Source organism: Paenibacillus vietnamensis, assembly GCF_020169515.1.
Taxonomy (GTDB): domain Bacteria; phylum Bacillota; class Bacilli; order Paenibacillales; family Paenibacillaceae; genus Pristimantibacillus; species Pristimantibacillus vietnamensis.
Genome location: NZ_JAHMHW010000006.1, coordinates 96,867 through 117,971, shown reverse-complemented (window position 1 = coordinate 117,971; position 21,105 = coordinate 96,867). Strand labels below are relative to the sequence as shown.

16 protein-coding genes are annotated in these 21,105 nt (G+C 53.5%); 8 read left to right on the top strand and 8 right to left on the bottom strand.

The window, feature by feature from the left end; translation table 11 throughout:
* Window positions 1-2: 2 nt before the first annotated feature.
* The gene (locus tag KP806_RS14450) at window positions 3-1,679 is read right to left on the bottom strand and encodes a PucR family transcriptional regulator (RefSeq protein ID WP_224724407.1); all 1,677 of its coding nucleotides are present in this window, start codon (window positions 1,677-1,679) and stop codon (window positions 3-5) included.
* Between the two features lie 199 nt (window positions 1,680-1,878).
* Between KP806_RS14450 and KP806_RS14445 the strand changes: the two genes are divergently transcribed.
* From KP806_RS14445 to KP806_RS14410, 8 genes are all read left to right on the top strand, one after another.
* Window positions 1,879-3,144: an amidohydrolase family protein gene (locus KP806_RS14445; RefSeq protein ID WP_224724406.1), complete on the top strand. Its 1,266-nt coding sequence runs from the start codon at window positions 1,879-1,881 to the stop codon at window positions 3,142-3,144.
* Window positions 3,145-3,159: 15 nt separating this feature from the next.
* The gene (locus KP806_RS14440; RefSeq protein WP_224724405.1) at window positions 3,160-4,401 is read left to right on the top strand and encodes an ABC transporter substrate-binding protein; all 1,242 of its coding nucleotides are present in this window, start codon (window positions 3,160-3,162) and stop codon (window positions 4,399-4,401) included.
* Between the two features lie 28 nt (window positions 4,402-4,429).
* Window positions 4,430-5,311, top strand: coding sequence for a branched-chain amino acid ABC transporter permease (locus KP806_RS14435; RefSeq protein ID WP_224724404.1), 882 nt, complete (start codon window positions 4,430-4,432; stop codon window positions 5,309-5,311).
* A 25-nt stretch (window positions 5,312-5,336) separates the two neighbouring features.
* The gene (locus tag KP806_RS14430; protein WP_224724403.1) at window positions 5,337-7,496 is read left to right on the top strand and encodes a branched-chain amino acid ABC transporter ATP-binding protein/permease; all 2,160 of its coding nucleotides are present in this window, start codon (window positions 5,337-5,339) and stop codon (window positions 7,494-7,496) included.
* Complete coding sequence (locus tag KP806_RS14425; RefSeq protein WP_224724402.1) at window positions 7,483-8,199, top strand: ABC transporter ATP-binding protein; 717 nt, start codon at window positions 7,483-7,485, stop codon at window positions 8,197-8,199. The genes KP806_RS14430 and KP806_RS14425 overlap by 14 nt, the downstream gene beginning before the upstream one ends.
* 29 nt (window positions 8,200-8,228) lie before the next feature.
* Window positions 8,229-9,512, top strand: coding sequence for an amidohydrolase family protein (locus KP806_RS14420; RefSeq protein ID WP_224724401.1), 1,284 nt, complete (start codon window positions 8,229-8,231; stop codon window positions 9,510-9,512).
* Between the two features lie 261 nt (window positions 9,513-9,773).
* Entirely contained in the window at window positions 9,774-10,202 is a 429-nt protein-coding gene (locus tag KP806_RS14415) for an SRPBCC family protein (RefSeq protein ID WP_224724400.1), read from the top strand.
* A gap of 4 nt (window positions 10,203-10,206) precedes the next feature.
* Window positions 10,207-10,593, top strand: a complete 387-nt coding sequence (locus KP806_RS14410; RefSeq protein ID WP_224724399.1) for an ArsR/SmtB family transcription factor — start codon at window positions 10,207-10,209, stop codon at window positions 10,591-10,593.
* A 1,055-nt stretch (window positions 10,594-11,648) separates the two neighbouring features.
* On the opposite strand, the gene KP806_RS14405 is transcribed toward KP806_RS14410, so the two are convergent.
* The 7 genes from KP806_RS14405 to KP806_RS14375 all read right to left on the bottom strand — a co-directional run bounded on the left by KP806_RS14405 (window position 11,649) and on the right by KP806_RS14375 (window position 21,093).
* A complete protein-coding gene (locus tag KP806_RS14405) occupies window positions 11,649-12,578 on the bottom strand; it encodes a transposase (RefSeq protein ID WP_224724398.1) in 930 nt (309 codons plus the stop codon).
* 737 nt (window positions 12,579-13,315) lie between these two features.
* Window positions 13,316-14,164, bottom strand: a complete 849-nt coding sequence (locus KP806_RS14400) for a 1,4-dihydroxy-6-naphthoate synthase (protein WP_224724397.1) — start codon at window positions 14,162-14,164, stop codon at window positions 13,316-13,318.
* Complete coding sequence (locus tag KP806_RS14395; protein WP_224724563.1) at window positions 14,161-14,868, bottom strand: futalosine hydrolase; 708 nt, start codon at window positions 14,866-14,868, stop codon at window positions 14,161-14,163. The genes KP806_RS14400 and KP806_RS14395 overlap by 4 nt, the downstream gene beginning before the upstream one ends.
* A 78-nt stretch (window positions 14,869-14,946) precedes the next feature.
* A complete protein-coding gene (locus KP806_RS14390) occupies window positions 14,947-16,314 on the bottom strand; it encodes a TrkH family potassium uptake protein (protein WP_318153632.1) in 1,368 nt (455 codons plus the stop codon).
* Between the two features lie 131 nt (window positions 16,315-16,445).
* The gene (locus KP806_RS14385; protein WP_224724396.1) at window positions 16,446-18,047 is read right to left on the bottom strand and encodes a histidine kinase N-terminal 7TM domain-containing diguanylate cyclase; all 1,602 of its coding nucleotides are present in this window, start codon (window positions 18,045-18,047) and stop codon (window positions 16,446-16,448) included.
* A 143-nt stretch (window positions 18,048-18,190) separates the two neighbouring features.
* Complete coding sequence (locus KP806_RS14380) at window positions 18,191-20,476, bottom strand: PAS domain S-box protein (RefSeq protein ID WP_224724395.1); 2,286 nt, start codon at window positions 20,474-20,476, stop codon at window positions 18,191-18,193.
* A gap of 134 nt (window positions 20,477-20,610) precedes the next feature.
* Window positions 20,611-21,093 carry a hypothetical protein gene (locus KP806_RS14375; protein ID WP_224724394.1) on the bottom strand — a complete coding sequence of 161 codons (483 nt, stop codon included), beginning with the start codon at window positions 21,091-21,093 and terminating at the stop codon, window positions 20,611-20,613.
* Window positions 21,094-21,105: the final 12 nt, after the last annotated feature.

Sequence of the window (21,105 nt, the reverse complement as noted above, 5' to 3'; positions counted from 1 at the left end):
CGTTAAAATGACCCCGGATCGTTTTTCGCCTGCAGTAGGCGCTCGACGGCGAACGCGACTCGAAAACGAAGGCTCTCGGCCGGCTCCTTCAGCTTGAGTCCCGTCAGCTTCTCGCATTTGTCGAGCCGGTAAATAACCGTATTGCGGTGTACGAACAGCTGTTTCGATGTTTCCACGAGCTGGCACTGCGTTTCATAATACACGCTCAGCGTTCGCAGCAGCTCCTTTCTCTCCCCTTCCTCGATTCCCGCAAAGCAACGGAAGGTTTCCTCGTAAAATTGCCTCAGCTCGTCGTTAGGAATCATCCGGAACAAAAAATTGATGTCTTTAGACTGATAGGATTGAACGAACCTTGTTTTCTTCAGCTGATAACCGATTTGCAGCGCCTTGACCGCCTCCGTATAGGACAAGCCGATATCCAGAACGTTGGTCACCGGGTTTCCGACCCCGAACGATAGGCTGAGACGGGACTTCTCATGCAGCAGCTCCGCCACCGCGCCGAGCCGTTTCAGAAACGCCGTTTCGTCCCATTCCTTCTCCTTTATAAACAGCAGCATGCCGAATAAATCGTTTTTGGTGAACATGACAAAGTCTGCACTAAGCGTGGAGAAATGCCTCTTGATCAAATCGTACTGCACGTCTCTCTCGGAGATCGACCTTTCTTCCGGCAGGGCGGCCTTCGGGCCGGAGCCCGCCGCGCTTCCGCCGGGCTCGTCCTTTCGGGCGGCGATGAGCAGCCAGGTTCCTTGAGGCGTCAAGCCGTATTTGCGCCCGCGGTGCAGCGCTTCCTGCTCGGATCCGATATGGCCGCCCAGGAGGTCGGAGAAAAACTCGTTTTTGTAACGCTGGGATCTTTCTTTTACCGCCTGACGCTTCGTCATCTCCATGCCGATGACGTTAGAGGCCTGCTCCAGGGTCAGGCCATACTGGTTAGAGGCGGTTTGCTCCGATTGGAAAGCGATCAGATAACCCTCGTGCCGGTAGGTATGGATCGGGTAAAGCTCCAAATGGCGGTATTCGCTGAGCGCCGGGTCAAGCAGGCAGAGCTGGGCCGCTGCGGCTCTCGGCGGAACGCCTTCGAGTACGGCTTCCGCGGCGGCGATCAGCGGCTGCATGCCCGGCTGCTTAAAATGCTGAGAACGGTCCGCCGCCTGAAGCTTGCCGTTAAGCAGAAGGACCGGGGATCGGAGCAGCTGGGCCAGCACGTCGATAATTTCGCGAATGCCGTTCCCCTTCATGATCATCGACGAAAACCTCTTGTGAATGGTCAGCGCATACTGCAGCTCGTCACTTTTGTTATCGAGAATGACGCTCGTCGACCGCTGAAGCATTTCCCCAAGCGAAAGCTCGACGGACGAAATTTCAATAATCGGAAAATGAAGCCGGTCCGCTTCCGCCAGTACCTCCTCCGGTATTTCCAGGCCGAAGCGCTGCGTTTTGACGGCAAGTCCCGAGCATTTCAGGGCATCCATGCTCCGCATCAGCTCCAGCAGCATACCGGCCTGCTCCTTCATAAAGTATCCGTTCGTAAGCAGCAGCTCCTCGGGCCTCAGGAAACGGATAATATCGGGCGCATCCATAATATTGACGGTTTGTACGGTGCGCTGCAGGCCGCCGTGCCCCGCTATTACTTTGGCTTTGGCAAATACAGCGTTCGAAAGCAATTGCTCCAGCAGCATGTTTGATCCTCTCCCTAATTCTATATGACATAAAAACTAACACCAAATTGACCGCGTGTAAAGACATGATTATACAATTCATCCAAACGACTATTATTATTTTATACTTAATGACCAATGACTTTGTACGGTGAAAAAGTTATGCTCATTTCAACGGAATTGATGTTAGAAAATATGACATAAAAGGATGCTGAGTGCGATGCTGGATTTGCTCATCACAGATGTCCGTTTGCCGGACGAAGAGGCGGCTCCGTTCGATATCGGCGTAAGAGAGGGCGTAATCGTTCATTTGGCCGCCCGTTCGTCCGGCAGCTCTGCGCCCGACTCGGCCGAAGCGCTGGACGCAAAAGGCGGCATGCTGCTGCCGGGGCTGATCGAGCCGCATATCCATCTGGAGAAGGCGTACTTGCTGTCCAGAATGGAGCAGGAGGCCGCTTCCCTTCAGGATGCGATAAAGATGACCGCGGAAATGAAGCGCTCCTTCACCCGCGAGGATATGGCGGCCCGCTCGCTGGCCGTCGTTCGAGAAGCGGTCCGCAGCGGAGTGACCCATATGCGCTGTCATGCCGAGGTTGATCCGATACTGGGCCTGTCGGCCTTCGAGGCGATGCTGGAGCTGAAGGAGAAGGTGAAGCGCTGGCTGGACTTGCAGATCGTCGTTTTCCCGCAGGAGGGGATCTATAAAAGCCCCGGAACGGCCGAGCTCATGGAGGAAGCCATGCGGCTCGGAGGCGATGTCGTCGGCGGCATCACCTATCAGGACGGCAGCCTGCACGAGCATTTGGATTTCGTTTTCAGGCTGGCGGAAAAGCATGGGAAGCCGATCGATTTTCATGCCGATTTCTCGGATAACCCCGAGCATAAGGCTATTGCCGACATTGCCGGGCGCACAATTGCCTCGGGCATGCAGGGGCTGGTATCGGCCGGGCATGTCACCTCGCTCGGGTCGATGGAGCAGGGGCGGGCGGAAGCGTTGGCCGGGCTGATCGGCCGGGCGGGCATTCACATTATGACCTTGCCGGCAACCGATCTGTTCATCAATGGCCGGGGTGACGGCGTCAGCCGCTGCCGCGGACTGACACCCGTCGGGCTGCTGCAGGAGAAGGGCGTCAACGTCGTAATCGGCGTCAACAATGTCCGCAATCCGTTTACGCCATTCGGCAAAGCCGATCCGCTGGAAACGGCATGGCTGCTGGCGGTCACGGCTTATATGGGCAGCGCAGCGGACTCCGGAAAGGTCATCAGAATGCTGACGCACGGCGCGGCGCAGGCACTGGGCATTGGCGACTACGGGCTGAAGCTTGGAGCTTCAGCGGATATGGTGCTGTTTCCGGCCTCGTCGGAACGGGCCATTCTGCTTGGCAAGCCGGAGCAGCGGACCGTGTGGAAGCGCGGAGTCAAAACGGCGGAGACGAGGGTCGAAAGCGTGTTAAGCGAGCAGAAAGCGTTAATCAAATCCATATAGAGGAGTGGTTCGGGAATGAAACGGGCAGCGGGAAAAAGATGGATACTGGGAATGCTGGTTATGGCGATGATCTGGGTGTTATCCGCATGCGGAGCAGGCGGGAAGGAGGGCGCTCCGGCGGATGCTTCCGCCGCTTCGGGTTCGGGTGAGGCGGGCAAGGAGCCGATTCTGATCGGAATGTCTACGGAGGCGACGGGCGATAATGCGATGAACTCGGTGAATTTGTATCAGGGCGTGCAGGTAGCCGTCGACCAGGTAAACGCGAAGGGCGGCATCGACGGGCGTTTGGTTGAGCTGGTCGTCCGTGACACGGAGCAGAACCCGACGCGCGGCATCAGCATTATCCGCGATTTCAGCCAGAAGGAGAAGGTGCTGGCGGCGATCGGCGGTTTCCACAGCACGGTCATGCTGGCGCAATCGCCGGTCATTATGGAGGAGAAATTTGCGTTTATGGTGGCGACGTCCAATGTGCCCGCATCGGTGGAGTCCGGCATGCCGTGGACGTTCGGGGTGCGCATGAACGCGAATATTACCGCGCAGTACGCGCTCAAGTTCATTAAGGAGCATTTCAACACGACGAAAATAGCCATTTTGCACGAAAACGGCGGCTACGGCAAAGGCGCGGCCGCGGCGATGACGAAGGTGCTTGAGGCGGAAGGCTTGAAGCCGACTGCGGTCGAGACATTCGACAATGCCAAGGATAAAGATATGACGGCGCAGGTTAACCGCGCGAAGGAGTCCGGCGCAGAGGTCGTATATTTGTTCGGCCAGGGAGCTGCGAACGGCTATGTACTTCAGGCCATGGATAAGCTGGGCTGGAAGGTGCCGGTCGTCGGCGAGAACGGCACGGCGAACAAAGGCATACAGGAAGTGGGCAAGGAGCTGGCGGACGGCGTATACGCCATACAAACAGCGAATTTTAACGTAGACCAGACCCGCGAGCCGGCTAAAAAATTTCTGGACGACTTTACGAAAAAATTCGGCCATATCCCGACGACGTTCGCTTCCGCCGCACAGGGCTATGACGGTGCCATGCTTCTGTTCCAGGCCATTGAAAAAGCAGGCCTGACGGGAGATCTGGCGAAGGACCGCGAGGCGATCCGGACTACGCTGGAGACGAACCTCGGCTCGTACAACGGCGTCATTAAAGAGTGGGAGCAGGCTTTTACCCCGGAAAATCATGATGCGGTTGACGTGAACTCCTATCTCATGTGCGTCTGGAAGGACGGCAAGCTGGTCGTATCCGATAAGCAATAAGACAACCTAACGGAAAAGAGGGATGGACATGTCGCTTGTTCTGCAGCTGGTGATCAGCGGGCTGTCGGTTGGTTGTCTATACGCCCTGATCGCATTAGGCTACAGTCTGACTTATGTCGTGAACGGAACGCTCAACATGTCGCAGGGCCAATTGGTCATGCTGGGCGGGGTGCTCATGTTCGGCTTTGCCGAGCTGGCACACCTGCCCTTCCTCGTTTCGTTCGCCGTCGCCGCTCTGCTCGTGGGACTGTTAAACCTTGGCATAGAGCGGCTGGCGATCCGCAAGTTCGACAAAGGCCCGAATTCGATCGAATGGGTGCTCAGCACAATCGCAGTCGGCATTATTATTCAGGATGTCGCGCTTTACTTTAACGGTCCGGACGAGGGCGTAACGCCGTCCCCTGTCGGAGAGGGGATGCTTCGGATTTTCGGGGCGGGAATCTATTGGAAGGAGTTTATTTTCCTACCGGTCGTCGGCGTGCTGCTGGCAATTTTGATTCTGTTTTACAAAAAGTCGCACTGGGGCTTATGGCTGCGGGCGACGGCCGACAACCGCACGGCGGTGGAAATTATGGGCGTCAGCAGCAACAAAATCGTAGCGGTCGCTTACGTGCTCAGCGGGCTGCTGGCAGGCATCGGCGGGGCGCTTATGTCGACCAACTATGCGGTTTCCGTCGATATCGGCCTGCCGCTCGGCCTAAAAGCGATATCCGTCGCGATTTTGGCGGGCGTAAACAATCCGAAGGGCATCGTTGCCGCCGGGCTTCTTCTCGGCGTGGCCGAGGCGGTCATCGGTCAGTACGTCTCCACCGCGTTTAGAGAAATGTTCGTGTACGGCATGGTTATACTTGTGCTTTATTGGAAGCCGACGGGGCTGTTCAACGCCCGGAAAACGGCCATAAAGGTGTAAGCCCGCAGACAGGAGGCGTAATCGGATGAACTCATTTTTGCAAAAAAGCTCGGGCTACCGGGGACTTGCAGCTTCTGTTGCCGCTGCCGCTGCCGTAGCGCTGCTTGCCGCAGGACCCTGGCTGGTCGATACGTATTATTTGAATTTGATGTTTATGATCGGCATTTTCGTCATTACATGCACGGGAATGAACCTGCTGATCGGGTATTGCGGCATCGTGTCGATCGGCCATGCCGGACTGATGGCTGTCGGGGCCTACATGTCGTCTTTTCTTAGCACAAAATACGGCATGTCCTTCTGGACGGTTGCCTTGATCGGTATGGCGGTATCGCTTGTGATCGGGAGCCTGATCGCCATTCCGACTATCCGTGCGGGCGGCGTGTACTTGTCGATGATCACAATCGCTTTTGGTGTCGTCATTCACGAAGTGCTGATCCGCTGGGATTCGTTTACGGGCGGTCCTCTGGGCATATCAGGCATTCCGAAGCCGCAGGCGTGCGCCTATACCTTTGATCTTAAAAGCATGTATCTTCTTGTTCTGGTCATTTCCGTAGCGGCTCTGCTGCTGGTTCGCAATTTGCGGCGTTCGGCGTGGGGCAGGGCAATGATCGCCACGAAGGAAAATGAAATTGCCGCCGCATCGCTAGGCATCCGGAAGTTCGCGGCACAATATGCGGGCTTTGCGGTCAGTTCCGTGCTGGCAGGGCTATCCGGTGCGTTATATGCGCATACGAACAGTTTTATCAGTCCGGATACGTATCACTTCCAGACCTCCGTCCAGCTTGTCCTGATCGTTATTTTGGGAGGTGCGGGCAGAGTGCTGGGGCCGGTCGTCGGCGCGACGATCATTGTATTCCTTCCGGAGCTGCTGGAGATGGAGAAGCTGCGGATGGCGCTTTACGGTGCCATTATGTTTGCGGTGCTGTATTTTCTGCCCAAAGGGATCGTCGGCACCGTCGGCGATTTCCTGAGGAGCAAGTTTGGCAAATCCGTCACAGCCGCCGGATCCGGCCCCTTCTCCGAAACTGCAGCTTCAGCAGTCTCTTCAGAATCCGGCTCCTTCTCTGAAGCCGCGGCTTCAACCGTCTCTTCCGGATTTGGCCTGCCGGTTTTGGCAGCTGCCTCCGCAGGAGCAGGAGCAACGACAGCCGACTTCACCGGCACAGCTTTGCCCGTGCATGCAGCTGCCTCCGCAGGAGCAGGAGCAACGACCGCAGCCTTCTCTGGCACAGTATTGTCCGTGTCTGCAGCTGCTTCCGTCGGCTCAGGCTCCGAGCATACAGCCTTGATTTCAGTTGTCGCGACAGCGCTGCCTGCAGTCTCAGCTGTTTCCGCACCCCGGAAAGAAAGCATGCCGGAGCGGGAGCCGGTGGCTTCCGCAGCCTCGGAGAGCTTGGATGCAGCCAATCTGCTTGTGCTGGAAGGGATCAATAAGCATTTCGGCGGCCTGCATGCCTTGAAGGATGTGAGCATGGCGGTCGCCTCCGGTTCGATCCACTCGCTTGTCGGTCCGAACGGCGCGGGCAAAACGACGCTTCTGAACGTTATTTCCGGCCTGTACGGAGCGGATCAAGGCACGTTCGAGCTGCATGGCAAGCCGTTTATTCCGCGATCGCTCTCCTCCGTATCCGTGCGCGGAATTGCCAGGACGTTTCAGCATTCGAGGCTGTTTAAGGAGCTGTCCGTGCTCGAAAATGTCATGACCGGTATGACGCGCCGGCATCGCTGCGGTTTTGCGCAATCGCTGCTACGCATGCCGAAGCAGCGGCGCGCGGAGCGGGTCATGGAGGAACGGGCCCGTGATTTGCTGGATTTTATCGGCTATGTAGGTGATCGGCATATGCCGGCAAGCCAGCTCCCGTATGGCCATCAGCGGATGGTCGAGATCGCCCGGGCTTTGGCTACAGCACCTAGCCTTCTGCTCCTCGACGAGCCTGCTGCCGGCATGACGGCGGCCGAGATCGGGCAGTTGGAGCAGCTGCTTCGCAAGCTGGCGCAAAACGGACTGACGATCGTTTTAATCGAGCATCATATGGATTTTGTCCAGCGGGTTTCGGACACGGTTACCGTTCTCGATTTCGGCAGGGTAATCGGAACCGGCCGTCCGGAGCAGATGCTGAACGACCCGCGCGTTATCCAGGCGTATTTGGGTGCGGAGGAGGTGGCTGCAAGTGCTGAACGTTAACGGATTGCATGTCCGCTATGGCGCTGTTCATGCGCTGAAAGGGATCGATTTCGACCTGAAGGAAGGCGAAATCGTGGCGGTCATCGGGTCGAACGGAGCAGGCAAAACGACGCTGCTGCAGTCGATACTGGGACTGGTGCGTCCACATTCGGGGACTGTTGAATTTGCCGGAAGAGCGATTACGAATCTGCCCGCGAGCAAAACCTCAAATCTGGGCATTTCGCTCGTACCGGAAGGGCGCGAGGTGTTCGGGACGCTTAGCGTAGTAGAAAACTTACGAATGGGACTAAAGAAGAAAATCGGTTCCTTCTCGAAATTGCAATTCGAAAAAGAGCTGGAGCTCGTATTCGAACGCTTCCCGCGTCTGCATGAACGGCGATCTCAACTTGCCTTTACGCTGAGCGGCGGTGAACAGCAGATGCTTGTCTTGTCTAGAGCCATGATCAGCAAGCCGAAGCTGCTCCTTCTCGACGAGCCGTCGCTGGGGCTTGCTCCGATTATCGTGAACGAAATATTTGAGACGATCGGGGCTTTGGCCAAAGAGGGGACGTCCATTTTGCTGGTTGAGCAAATGGCGCATAAAGCACTCTCGATTGCAAGCCGCGGTTACGTCATCGATAACGGCAGAGTCGCGCTGCACGGGCGGTCCGCAGATCTGTTAAATGACGAGCGGATGATCAAAGCTTATTTGGGCACACATTAACTAAAGAATAAAGCAGAGGGTGACTGGTTGTGGAAAAAACTTTATTAAAGAGCGTCCGCATAGGGGATAGCCTTTACGACATTACGTTGAATAACCAAAATGGGATGATCGAACGTCTGACGTCAATCGGCGGCACCGCTCCGGATCCGGGTAAGCCAATCGGCTCAACTCAGAAGGCAGGTGCAAGTGCAAACGGCAGCATCTCCAATAGCACTGTTCAGGATGCCCGGTACGATGTCATCGACGCTGCAGGATTGCTTTATTTGCCGTCAAATGCAGATATGCATGTCCATCTGGACAAACATTTTCTCGGTGAACCCTGGAAGCCGCTGCAGCCGTTCGTTACGCTGCCTGTGCAATTGGCATTTGAGAAGCAAATGCTGGGAGCGCTGCCGACATCAATCGCCGAGCGTGCCCGCAGGCTAATTGATTTGCTGCTTAGCCATGGGACGACGAAAATTCGGACGCATGTCGACGTTGATCCGGAGATCGGCATCTCGCATCTGGAGCAGGTTCTGCAGGTCCGCGAAGAATACCGCGGCGTCATGGATATCGAAATCGTAGCCTTCCCGCAGCAAGGACTGCTGCGAGCCGATTCCATAGGAGTGATGAAGGAGGCGATGCGCGCCGGTGCGGAGTTTGTAGGCGGTGTGGATCCGGCAGGCTTGGACCGCCAGGTTGACCGGAGCCTTGAGACGATGTTCGAGCTCAGCGCCGAATTCGACGCCGGAGTCGATCTGCATTTGCATGATCCCGGTCATCTGGGCCTTTACACGATCAGCCGTTTCGCTGATTTGACCTCGGTTGCCGGCAAAGGCGGACGTACCGCGGTTAGCCACGCCTATTGCCTGGGGCAGGTATCGGAGCCGGAATCGCGAGAGCTGGCACAGCAGCTGAAAGCCGCGGAGGTAGCAATTATCACGAGTGTGCCGCTTGACCGCCCGATGCCGCGCGTCGACCAGCTGATTGCCGAGGGTGTGCACGTTCATGTGGGATCGGATAACATCTTGGACTCTTGGAGTCCTTTCGGCAATGGTGATTTGCTGGCGAGAGGCTCGAAGCTGGCCGAAAAATTCGGCTGGATCGTTGACGAAGCATTGCTGCAGTCGTATCCGCTCATTTCGGCCGCTGCGCTTGCTCCAAAGGAAGGCGACCGCGCCAGCTTTATGCTGGTCAACGCCCAAAATGCCCAGCACGCAATCGCCTCCGCTCCTCCGCGCGAAGCGGTATTTTCCGGAAGCAGACTGGTAGGCGGTAATTGGTACACGACAGCAGAATCCTCCGTCTACACCAAGCTTCATTCATCAGTTTAAACGGCTAATTCTAATCAATCACCAAGAAGCATTTCTGTTGCACAATGGCACTTCCGTTGCATAACGGCACTTCCGTTGCACAACGGGAGTGCTTCTTTCATTCTCCGTTTGAATATTCAAAAGGGAGATGAGCAAGCTAGTCCGGTAGGAAAGTAATGGGGATTGACATGAAACCAAATAGTGTCCTAAAATATCAAAAGGAAACCAAAAGGTTTCATTAATTCAAAATCATATTCTACTTCATTTTTTGGAGGTTACAAAATGTCAAATGAACACAAAACAAGCACGTTGCCCGATATTCGTCAGACGCTTACCTTAAACGCTTCGATTCAAAAGGTATGGAGTGCGGTTGCAACCTCAGAGGGAATTGCGGCATGGTTCATGCCAAATGATTTTCAACCCGAAGTGGGCTTCGAGTTCCATTTGGATGCGGGGCCGTTTGGTCATTCTCCGTGCAAGGTTACCGTTATCGACCCTCCAAACCGCCTTTCCTTCACTTGGGGCAAGGATTGGACACTGACGTTCGAGCTGAAGGAACTTGGCGGGCATACGCAGTTTACCCTTATTCACTCCGGATGGTACGAGGATATGGTGACGGAGTTTGGTCAGCCGCATGCGGTCGTGCGCGATCGGATGGATCATGGCTGGACGGGGCTTGTTCAGAAGCTTAAGAGCCAAGTAGAGGCCTGAAATCATGTCCGACCCCATCCAGAAACATGACGTGTTCCAAGCGATTGCCGATCCGACGCGGCGCAGACTGCTGCAGCTGCTCGGCGATCAGGAGCTCCCCGTCAACGTCATAAGCGGTCATTTTACGATGACACGTACGGCGGTTTCCAAGCATTTACGGGTACTTGCAGACGCAGGGCTGGTCAAGGACCGCAAAGTCGGCCGCGAAACCAGATATCGCCTTGATCCGGAACCGCTGAAGGAGCTCAAGCGATGGCTCGCTTATTACGAGCGCTTCTGGGAAAACAAGCTTTCAGCCCTCAAACGTTATGTGGAACAGGACGATGCTTCAAGCTCCCAAACTTTAGGCCCCCTCTCCTTAACCGAGAGGGCCCGAAAAGAAACCGAATAAAGCTTTACGCAGCGCGCAAGCGGCCTCATTATCAGGGCTGCTTGCGCATTTATATTTGGAAATATTGAACGCTCATTTGAATTTGGAAGCATTGAAACACACATTTGAATTTGGAACATCGGCGAAGATTTGGGTTTGGAAGTTTTGAAAGAACATTTGGATTTGAAAGCGTTAAACACACAACAGTTTTAGGAAGCGAAGCTCTCAAATTCAATTCGCTAAATGCGCTAAATGCGCTAAATGCGCTAAATGCGCTAAATGCCTAAATGTGCTAAATGCGCTATTAGTCCTCGCAAGTCGCGCAGCTGGTCTGTATGTATACCTTTTATTTTTCTTTGCTCCACTATCCCATCGGCTCAGGATTGACGCATGTGCTTGCAGTGGGACATAGTTCCCTTATAAGTCCAACTTGATATTCTAAAATGATTAAGGTACACAAGAGGTGTTATCAGAATTCAGCAACTTCCACAACACCAATACTCCACAGCCGCACGGCCTTACAACCCCACAGCTATACAGCCGCACAGCCGCCATACACCAGCACAGGCGCACAGCCGTAAAGCCGCACACCCATACAGCCGTACAGCCGTACAGCCGTACAGCCATACACCCATACAGCCATACATCCATACACCCATACACCCATACACCCATACACCCATACAGCCATACACCCATACAGCCCCACAACCCCACAACCGTACAGCTATACAGCCCCGCGGCTTAGAGTCCTCATAGCTACACCACAATGCTCCCAAGCATCTGCTGCCCACAGCCCTAATAGCCACACGACGCTCCACAGCCTCTGCTGTCCAGAGCCTTCAGGGCCACAGTGTCTATGGTCTGCATGGTCCAAGACTAATGACATCTATACTTTATAGTACCTGCGATAAAATGGTCCACGAACATATATAGCTTACAATACTCAATTCACCTTTAAGCGGCACACTGCACTCTACGCATAGTTGGCTTGCATGTGAGGGTAGTCAACAACAATGAACTTGAAGGCTTGCAACAACAAAACGTAAAATTTTCTAAAACGAAGTTTGTGCATATTAATGATTATTTGAATTAGAAGCTAGTCGTCTGCCATCACGATTCCATCTTGGAAAGCCTTCATTTTTTCTTTGTTGCCTATTTTGATAGACAGCTGAGAAGGAGATGCACAGCCGAAGTAAAGATTCGAGCGGGCTGCAAGTTGTATTTCCGGCGTGGTTATACCGGAAGCAGAATTCATCTAGGTACAACTGAGCACGAGATTCGGACAGTCCATGAAACGTATCGTTCAGCCACTGAAAAGCAGTTTTCGCCATAGCAGGCAATAAGGCAAGGTCACCTGGCGGATTCACATGTTTTCGGTTGATCTCCAGCGATGTATGCTCACTGCTTACATGCTCCTCCAGAAATTCGTTTTCTGCCTGCCTGTTCAATTTGCTGCGGGAACGCTGCTCGCTCTTTATGATTTTTATCTTCATATATGGCTTTACTGAATGCTTTGTGTGAGCTTGAGCTACGATGGCGGCGCGTTCTTTCAAAAGGGCATCATGAGTAGGATGGGGCTGCTTCATGAATACTTCCTGCTTCGCTTCAATTCGTCCGGTAAGGAGGATAGCTCGGTCGGAATCCGATATTGCAAGACGTATTTTGTTCATTATCGACCAAGCCGTTTTGTAAGTAACTTTAATAAGCTCCGACAGCCGGACTGCGTTGATGCCTTCGTCTGAGGCGGCGATAATATGCATCGCAATTAGCCATTTATGTATAGGGGTTCTGCTCTTCTCCATCACACTGCCGGTAGTTAACGAGGCTTGATGCCTGCAGCTGCGGCATTCATAGATCGGCAGTCGTCTTGTGCTTACCGTGTAATGAGAAGTATGACCGCAACGGGGGCAGATAAACCCGGAAGGCCATTTCATTCGATAGAGGATAGGGACACAATTCAGCTCATTATTATATAGAGTTAGAAGAGCATGATATTCGTTCATTTCAGTGCCCACCTCTTCCAACGAATTACGAACGTGTGTTCCTATTTTTTTTGATCATAACAGCTTTTTTGGAGGAAATCAATGGGTATTTTTGAGGATCTGTTGTAATGCTGAGGGAAAACAACTTGAAGAAACTCGATTCTGAGCTGAAGGGATAGTGGATAAAAGAAGATAAAAAGCCTGATAGATGCTGGATCGGACAGGCTGAGCAGAGAGGGAAGGCAAGATACAAAGCTATGAGACTTTTAGTAAAGAGAATAAAGAGGGAGGATGTCAGGTGAACCGAACACGAACGGGCTGAGAAAAAGAGGAAGTTGCGATTCTGAGCTGAAGGGATAGTGGATAAAAGAAGATAAAAAGCCATATAGCAGCCGGATCGGACAGGCTGAGCAAGAGGGAAGGCAAGATACAAAGCTAAGAGACTTTTAGTAAAGAGAATAAAGAGGGAGGATGTCAGGTGAACCGAACACGAACGGGCTGAGAAAAAGAGGAAGTTGCGATTCTGAGCTGAGGGGATAGAGGATAAAAGAAGATAAAAAGCCTTATAGCTGCTGGTTCGGACAGTCATAGAGGAGAGGAAGACGATTCGAGTAGCGAAACGGCACGTGCTTCTCAGAGGGAAAGTGGAGTACTATACAAAAGGCATGACGCAGGTTAGCAAGAGAATGGCCACCGATTTGTAAAAAGGCCCGCCAGTCTGCTGAGAAGCTGCAGAAAGGCGAGCCTGGGATTTTGTGCTACCGGAGAAGCGCGGGGTCGAACGAAGGGACTAGACCCTCATCAGCGGCGCGGCCGAGAAGAGCTTCAATAGCGGCGTAGCCGTCTTCGCCGAGATTGGCCGTGAACTCATTGACGTATAAGTCAATATGTGACTGTGCTACGTCAGGGGAAAGCTCCTGAGCATGCTGCATGACATAACTTTGCGAGGCTTGCGGATGCTTCCATGCGTATTCGACGGAAGCACGGATCCAGCCGGTTATCGCTTCTGTGTCGAGTGAACGGCGGGCAATGATCGCCCCGAGCGGAATCGGCAGACCTGTATCGGCCTCCCACCAGCTGCCGAGATCGACCAGCATTTTCAGCCCGTAAGACGGATAGGTGAAGCGCGCTTCATGAATGACCAAACCGGCATCAATACTGCCATTCCGTACGGCAGGCATGATTTCGTGGAAAGGCATGATGACGATTTCGCCTACGCCGCCCGGCACATTACGGGCAGCCCAAAGTCTGAACAAAAGGTAAGCAGTCGACCGCTCGCTGGGGACGGCTACCCGTTTCCCTGAAAGCATGGAAGGCTCCGGGATGCCAGCTTCCTCTGTGTCGCCTCCGTTTACTAGAACAAGCGGTCCGCAGCCTCTGCCGAGAGCGCCTCCGCACGGCAGCAGCTTATAGTCGGAAAAAACCCATGGAAGTGCGGCATATGAAATTTTCATAATTTCCGGTCCCTCCGCGTTTGCGGCCCAGTTGTTCGTGATATCGATATCCGCATAAGTGACGGAAAGCTTGGGAGCATCGGGAATCAGACCGTGAGCCCAAGCATGAAATACAAATGTATCGTTTGGACAAGGGGAATAAGCAATATTCATAAGATAACCTCCCGAATGGCTTTACTAGCCGCTTCCAAAGCGGCGAGAGCTTCGCCGATCCGCCAGGACGCGCGGTCGCGGGGGCCGACGGCGTTGGAAATGGCTCTAAGCTCAATGACCGGAACATCGAACAAAGCCGCGGCTGTGGCGACCCCGTGTCCTTCCATGCCTTCCGCGGCTGCGCCCGGAACACGGGCGACAAGCTTGGCGGTTGTCTCTGCGCTGCCGGTAGCGGTCGTTACGGTCAGCACCGCCCCGCGGCTTACTGGCAGTCCGGCGGTGCGAATCGCTTCGAATACCCGTGCTGTCCAAGTTTCACTGACCGCGGCTTCGGACGTTCCGAAGCCCAGCTCGTCAATGCCGATAAAGCCGTTGTCCGGCGTTTCGGCTCCGAGGTCAGCGGCTTCGATGCTGTCGGCAAGGACGAGCGTACCGATCTCCGCCCGTCCGGGAAAACCGCCGCCTATACCGGCGCTTATAACGAGACGGTACGCCTCTGGCTCCTGCGCAAGCGCAGCCGCAGTACCGGCGGCCGCAGCGGAAACGCCTGCTCCCGCAGCAATGACAGTTACCGGCGTTTCTCCATCTTGCAGGCCGCGAAGAACGGCTTCTTTTTCCGCCTCCACGGCAGTTACGATCAAAATGCGCTGCTTGCGCGTCCCGTATTTTTCCTTATCGGCATTATAGTTGGATGTTGCGTTCATCAAGCATGCATTCTCCTTTAAGCAAATCTAAATATGCTCTGCTAATCGTAACATTCCTTGCGAACGCACCGCAATTTTTTAGCCGATCGTAATCTTTCCTTCCGGGAAGCGGTAAAGCTCTTTTCTCGAATGCGTGTTCAGTGCGAACGCCAATGTAACCGGACCTAAGCGGCCGACAAACATGAGCGTCATAAGGATAATCTTGCCGGCATCCGAAATATGCGAGGTGAGTCCAGCGGACATGCCAACGGTACAATAAGCGGATGTCGCCTCGAACAGTATGGTAAGAAAGTCCCCGGTCTCGGTAATCGAAAGCATCATCGTCCCGGTGCAAATGATGAAAAAAGCGATCATCGTGAACATAATGGCCTGATGGATTTGGCGTTTGGCAATTCGGTAGCGGAACAAAATGACATCGTCTCTGCCGCGAACCATGGCAATCATCGCTCCTATCAGGATCGCAAAGGTCGTTACCCGGATTCCTCCGCCCGTCGACCCGGGGCCGGCGCCGATAAACATTAGAATGACTAAAAAAAACTGAGTGACTTCACGCAGCATGCCCGGATCGATCGTACTGAGTCCGGCTGACCGCGCCGTTACCGACTGAAACAGGGCTCCAAGCAATTTGCCGCCGCCCGACAGCTGCTGCAGGGTGTCCGGGTTGGAAAGCTCCAGAGCAATGAAAACGACTGCGCCGAAAACGATCAATAGGCTCGTAACGGATAGAACCACCTTGCTATGTAGGCTGAACTTCCGATGCTTGGGATACGTAATCAGCTCGGAAATGACGATAAATCCGATCCCGCCGAAGAAAATAAGCAGCATGCAGACGATATTGATAAAGGGATCCTCAACGTAATGGATGAGGCTGCCGTCCCTGTCTGGAAACTGGGCGAACAAATCGAAGCCTGCATTGTTGAAAAACGAAATGCTGTGGAAAACTCCGAAATACAGAGCCTGCCCTACCGGCATTTCAAGCATAAAGTAGCCGCTTAACAGCACTGCTCCCGCAAGTTCAATGACCAATGCGTACAAAAGAACCTTGCGGATCATGCGGACGATTCCCTCTGTAGAGCTGTAATTCAGCGATTCCTGGAGCACGAGCCTCTCCCGGAACGAAATGCGCTTCCGGAAGAGAAGCGCAAATAGAGTTGCCATCGTCATGAAGCCTAACCCTCCGATTTGGGCCAGCAGGATGAGGACAACTTGTCCGAAGATGGAGAAATGGATGCCGGTGCTTAAGACGGTAAGACCCGTCACGCAGGTTGCGCTGACCGACATAAACAGAGCATCAATGTAAGGAATGCTAGTACCCTCGGCAATCGAAATGGGTCGGGACAGCAGCTGCGCACCTGCCAAAATGATAAACAAAAAGCCGAACAGCATAACCTGCGGAGGTGAAGGCCTGAACCGCAGCTTCTTGCGCAAGGTTTCCAACTTCAACACGGCATCGGCACCTCCAATTTTTAAAATATATGAAAGTATAAGTTTGAGCTTATACCCTGACTTATAATTCTACGCGAAACGAGCTATTGCCGCCAAAGGACGACCACAGCCGTTTATGCTTGATAGTATGATTATTTCGTCTCGATTGCATGTACTTGTTCAAGGTCCATCATCGTCACCATGTTGCGGCCGCCGTGCTTGGAACGGTAAAGGGCTACGTCCGCTTCGCGGAGCAGCATCTCCAGCAGAACGTCGGGCGTTCTCGCTTGAGTCAGTCCGAAGCTCGCAGTAATGGAGATCGCCTTCGCCGAGCTGTACATTGGGGTGGACGCGATTTCCTTGCGCAGCCGCTCTGCAATTTGTCCGGCCTCGGCAAGCTCCGTCTCCGGCAGGCAGACCGCGAATTCTTCTCCGCCGTAGCGGCCGAGCAGCGCTTTAGTAGGGAGACCCTGCTTGCATATATTCACAATGTGCTGCAGGGCGAAATCGCCTACGCTATGCCCGTAGCGGTCATTGATTTGCTTGAAATGGTCCACGTCGAACAAAATAAACGACAACGGCTGCCGCTGCCGGTGAGATGCGTTTAACAACTCCCGGCTTTTCTCCATAAACGTCGTGCGGTTATAGATGGACGTGAGTCCGTCAATTTCGGCCAAGTGGCGCAGCTTGTGCTGAAGCAGCGTATGCTCGGTTACATCGATCATGACGATTGTCCTCCCCGCCAGCTGGCCGTTCGGCTTCAATAAATTCGAGGCGCGGATCCGGTAATAAAACGTTTCTTTGCCCCGCACCCACTTCAGCTCCTGCTCGTGCTGTACGTCGTGCTCTTGGTCAAGCCCAAAGGAGAAGGCGCCGGATTCCGCCCCCCGTTTCCATACGTCCTCCAGCTTCTTGCCTATGGCGAGCGGCGTAAGCGATGGAATGATTTGCGCCGCGGCGCTGTTGAAGTCCATAATCTGATTGGACAGGTTTAGCACAAGAACACCGTCGCGCATGCTTTCAAAGATATGCTCGCGCGCGATTGGGGAAACCGTCAAGAGCCCTGCCGAAAAGATGGCGTAAACATACAATGCCGACGTAATTCCGAGCAGCATCGGAACGGGGTCTATGCCGAGCGGCGTCAACCCGAGCACGTAGGACAACGCCCCCGCCAGAGGGATAAGGATGCTGAGAGCCATCGTGACCATCTGCTTGCGGTAAATCGATTTTGTTTTCCGCCCATGACTGAACAATAAAAACAAACAGGCGAACATCGTCCCCGACGTATAGCTGCCATGCACGTAGTACCATAATCCGGGAACGACGTCTACGACGGGACTTGCGCTGTTCGAACGCAGGTAAAGCGACTCGTAAAAAAGTCCATGATAGTCGTTCGTGACAACCATGAGAAACGTAATGGCGGGGACGACAAACAACCCCCAGGCTTTTTTGCCGGTGGTAAATTTGTCCATTCCGACATAATGCATAATAAGGAGCAAGTTAATCGGAGCTATAAACGGCATTCCTATATATTCAATGTTAATCCAGAATTTGATTTCAGGAACGGTATCGCTAGCCAGCTCAAAGGCGAATCCAAAAGTATAAACGGCCGAAAGCAGTGTGGACCACATCAAAGCTCTCATGCCAGAAAAATTCGATTTGTTGTTAAAGGCGTAAATAGCGAGCAGCACACTAAGAATGCCGGAAATTATGACAAAGATAATGTATTGCGATAGCGGAGAATCAAAGGTCATCGGCATAAACGGCTCCAAAACTAGCGGTATGGTTAATCATGTATGAACGAATCGGCCGGCATTTTCCAATCCGGCCGGCTACGGAAACATTTTATCACAGCGCCGCGGATTTCATCAAAATAATATCTTCAAAAATCGGCGCTTCAGACCGCATTCGCATTCGGCAGCGAAACCGGCAGCGATATTTCGACGCAGGTGCCTTTGCCAAGCTCGCTGCGGAAAACGATGCTGCCCTTATGGCCGGCAATGATTTGCTGGCTGACCATCAGGCCGAGGCCGTTGCCGCTGTCCTTCTTCGTGAAGAACGGCTCGCCAAGCCGATGAAGATCCTCAGCCGCTATGCCGCAGCCCTGATCCTTGAAGCGCAGGACGATCATTCCATCGCCATGGCGGGCGATATCGATGGACAGCTCGCCGCCGCCCGGCATAGCCTCCATGCCGTTTTTGATGACGTTGACGAACACCTGCTTCAGCTGGTTCGCTTCGCCGATGATAAGCGGCAGCTCTTTCTCCGCGGTCATTCTAAGCTGGACGTTGCTCATCTTCGCTTCCGAGTCAAGAAGGAGCATCGTATCGCCAACCAGGTTCTCCGGTTTAATCGACTGGTACCGGCTTGCCTGCGGCTTGGCGAAAACAAGAAACTCGCTTACGATCATATTAATCTGATCCAGCTCGTTCAGCATAATGTCCAAATGCGACGGGGGCAAGGAGCCCTTCTGCTTCTGAAGCTGAACGAAGCCGCGCAGCGTCGTAAGCGGGTTGCGGACTTCATGCGCTACACCGGCTGCAATTTGGCCAACGACCGACAGCTTCTCCGAACGCCTGATCATTTCCTCCGTCTGCTTGCGGGAGGTAATGTTGCGGGAAATGGAGGCTATGGCGATAATAGCGCCGGCTTCATCCCGGATCGGCGAAATCGTGATGCTGATGTCGATAGGGCTGCCCGACTTCGTGATCCGTACCGTCTCAAAATCGGTCACCGATCCGCCGCTCAGGACCGTAGCCTTGAGCTCGCGATGAGAGCCGGCATGCTCGAGCGGTATATTTTCCAGCGGCTTTCCGACGATTTCCTCTCCCGTCCAGCCGTACATTTTCTCGAACGCTCTGTTGACCTGGGTGATCCGGCCGTCCAGATCCGCGACATGTATCGCATCCGACGTTTGGTTGACGAAGGACTCCAAATATTGCTTCGTGCTCCGCAGCTCCGCCGCCGCGTCCTTGAGCTGATTCGTGTAGCTGTGAAGGTTGTGGCCCATCGTATCTACGCGTGAAGCGAGCAGGCCGAGCTCGTCCTTGCTGCGGATCGTTATGGTTTCCCCGAAATTGCCTTCGGCGATCGCATTCACCTTGCGGAAAATCTGGTTCAAGCCGCGCAGCATAAAGTCCGCAATAAAATAACTGAAAAGCATCGTCGCCAAGATCAGGCAGAACGAGATGGCCGTTTGCAGCAAAAGCTGCTTGTTGAGAGGCTCCTCGATGACGGAGGAATCGAATGTGATGCAGATGACATAGGTTTTGTCCAAAAAGATCGGAATAAACGTTTTGAGCAGCTCTTTCCCTTTAATAGAGCTTTTGACGCTTATCGCATCTTTGCCGGCAATCGCTTTCTGAATATGGTAAGAGTCGTTTTCATCATCCTTGTAGGTATAAGTTCCGAATGGGATATCCCGGACATCCAGGTTATGGACCGGAATGCCTTTTCTAATCTTGACGATCGGCTTTTCTCCGAAAAATTCAGGATCGAAGCCCGTAATTTCCAGAACCCCTTCCTGATTGGCCAAAATTTTCGAAATGAGCGCATCGGTTCCGTCCGTGACATCGAATTCCCGGAGAGATTCGGCGCTTACGTAAGGATTGATCATGTAATTGGTCGTTCCGTCGTAATAATTGCCCCACTTTCGAACCTGCGTAGGGTCGGTCGCCGCAAAATTAAACGGTCCGGACCAAAAGTTTTCCAGCTTTCGCCCCTTTTCAATCGTTACGTTGTGATTCTCAAACAGCTGAAGAAAAGCCGTATGCCAGTAATCCCAGGTTTTGGAGCTGATATTGAGCTCTTCCGGGTCCGAGGATTTGCGGGCAATGACGTCATCGCCTTCTCTTTGCCACAGCGTAATATTGTCGACGCCGAGCTTGGCGCTAATCTCGACAAGCTCTTCATTCGTGACCTTGTTAATATCGGGATCGAGCATCATTTGGGCGGATATGGAAGCGATGCGGAGCTTCTCTTCTATCGTCTTTTCCATGAATTCCACGGCGCTTTCCGAAGATTCTATGTTATAGCCGATCTGCTTAGCGATAAAATCGACCTGCTCCTCGAGCCTGTTCTGCAACTCGGTTTTTGCCGAAAAATAATAGATGATGATGCTTAGTGCAAGGATTACGGCAACGATCATCGAGATGGAGAAGGACAGCTTTGCTTTGATCGACAATTAAATTCCCCCTGTTATCTTTGGTGCACTAACTAGAATTAGACATCGGGTGACAAATTCCTGTTTGATATGACATAAAAAAGAAGAAGCCGTCGTCCGGCTTCTTCCTAATATTTGCTGGAGCTATATCCGGGTCAGGCCCGTTTGAACTCTTCTTCCTCCAAATACTGCTCGGCCTCTTCGTAAGTTTCAAAGGCCGATTCCAGATTCAGGCCTGCGTACAGGTACCATAAGTCTTCCTCGAACAGAAGCGTGAGCACGTCACCGTTTGGTCCGACCCAGCGCTTTTCCTGCGGCGGCTTGCGTTTTTTCTTCGGGCTCGCCTCCTTCTCGGGCGGTGGCACCGACAGGGCTCCGATCGCTTGCGAGATCAGCTCCCGCAGCTCGTTCTCGCTGTAGTCGCGTATATTAACGAGGCCTTTCTCATCGGTCTCGATCCCGTCCAGCAAGCCGGCGTATACGTAGCCGTTGCCGTTCCGGTGCAGATGCTGGACGACGGTTTTTTTGTCGTGGGCGCTGTCTTCATAATGGAAGTTTACCCGGCCGAGCGATACATCCTTGCGCTGCAGCTCCGGGAAAGCTTCGATAACCGCGAGCTTTTGTTCAAAGGTTAACATCGGTTAAGTCCT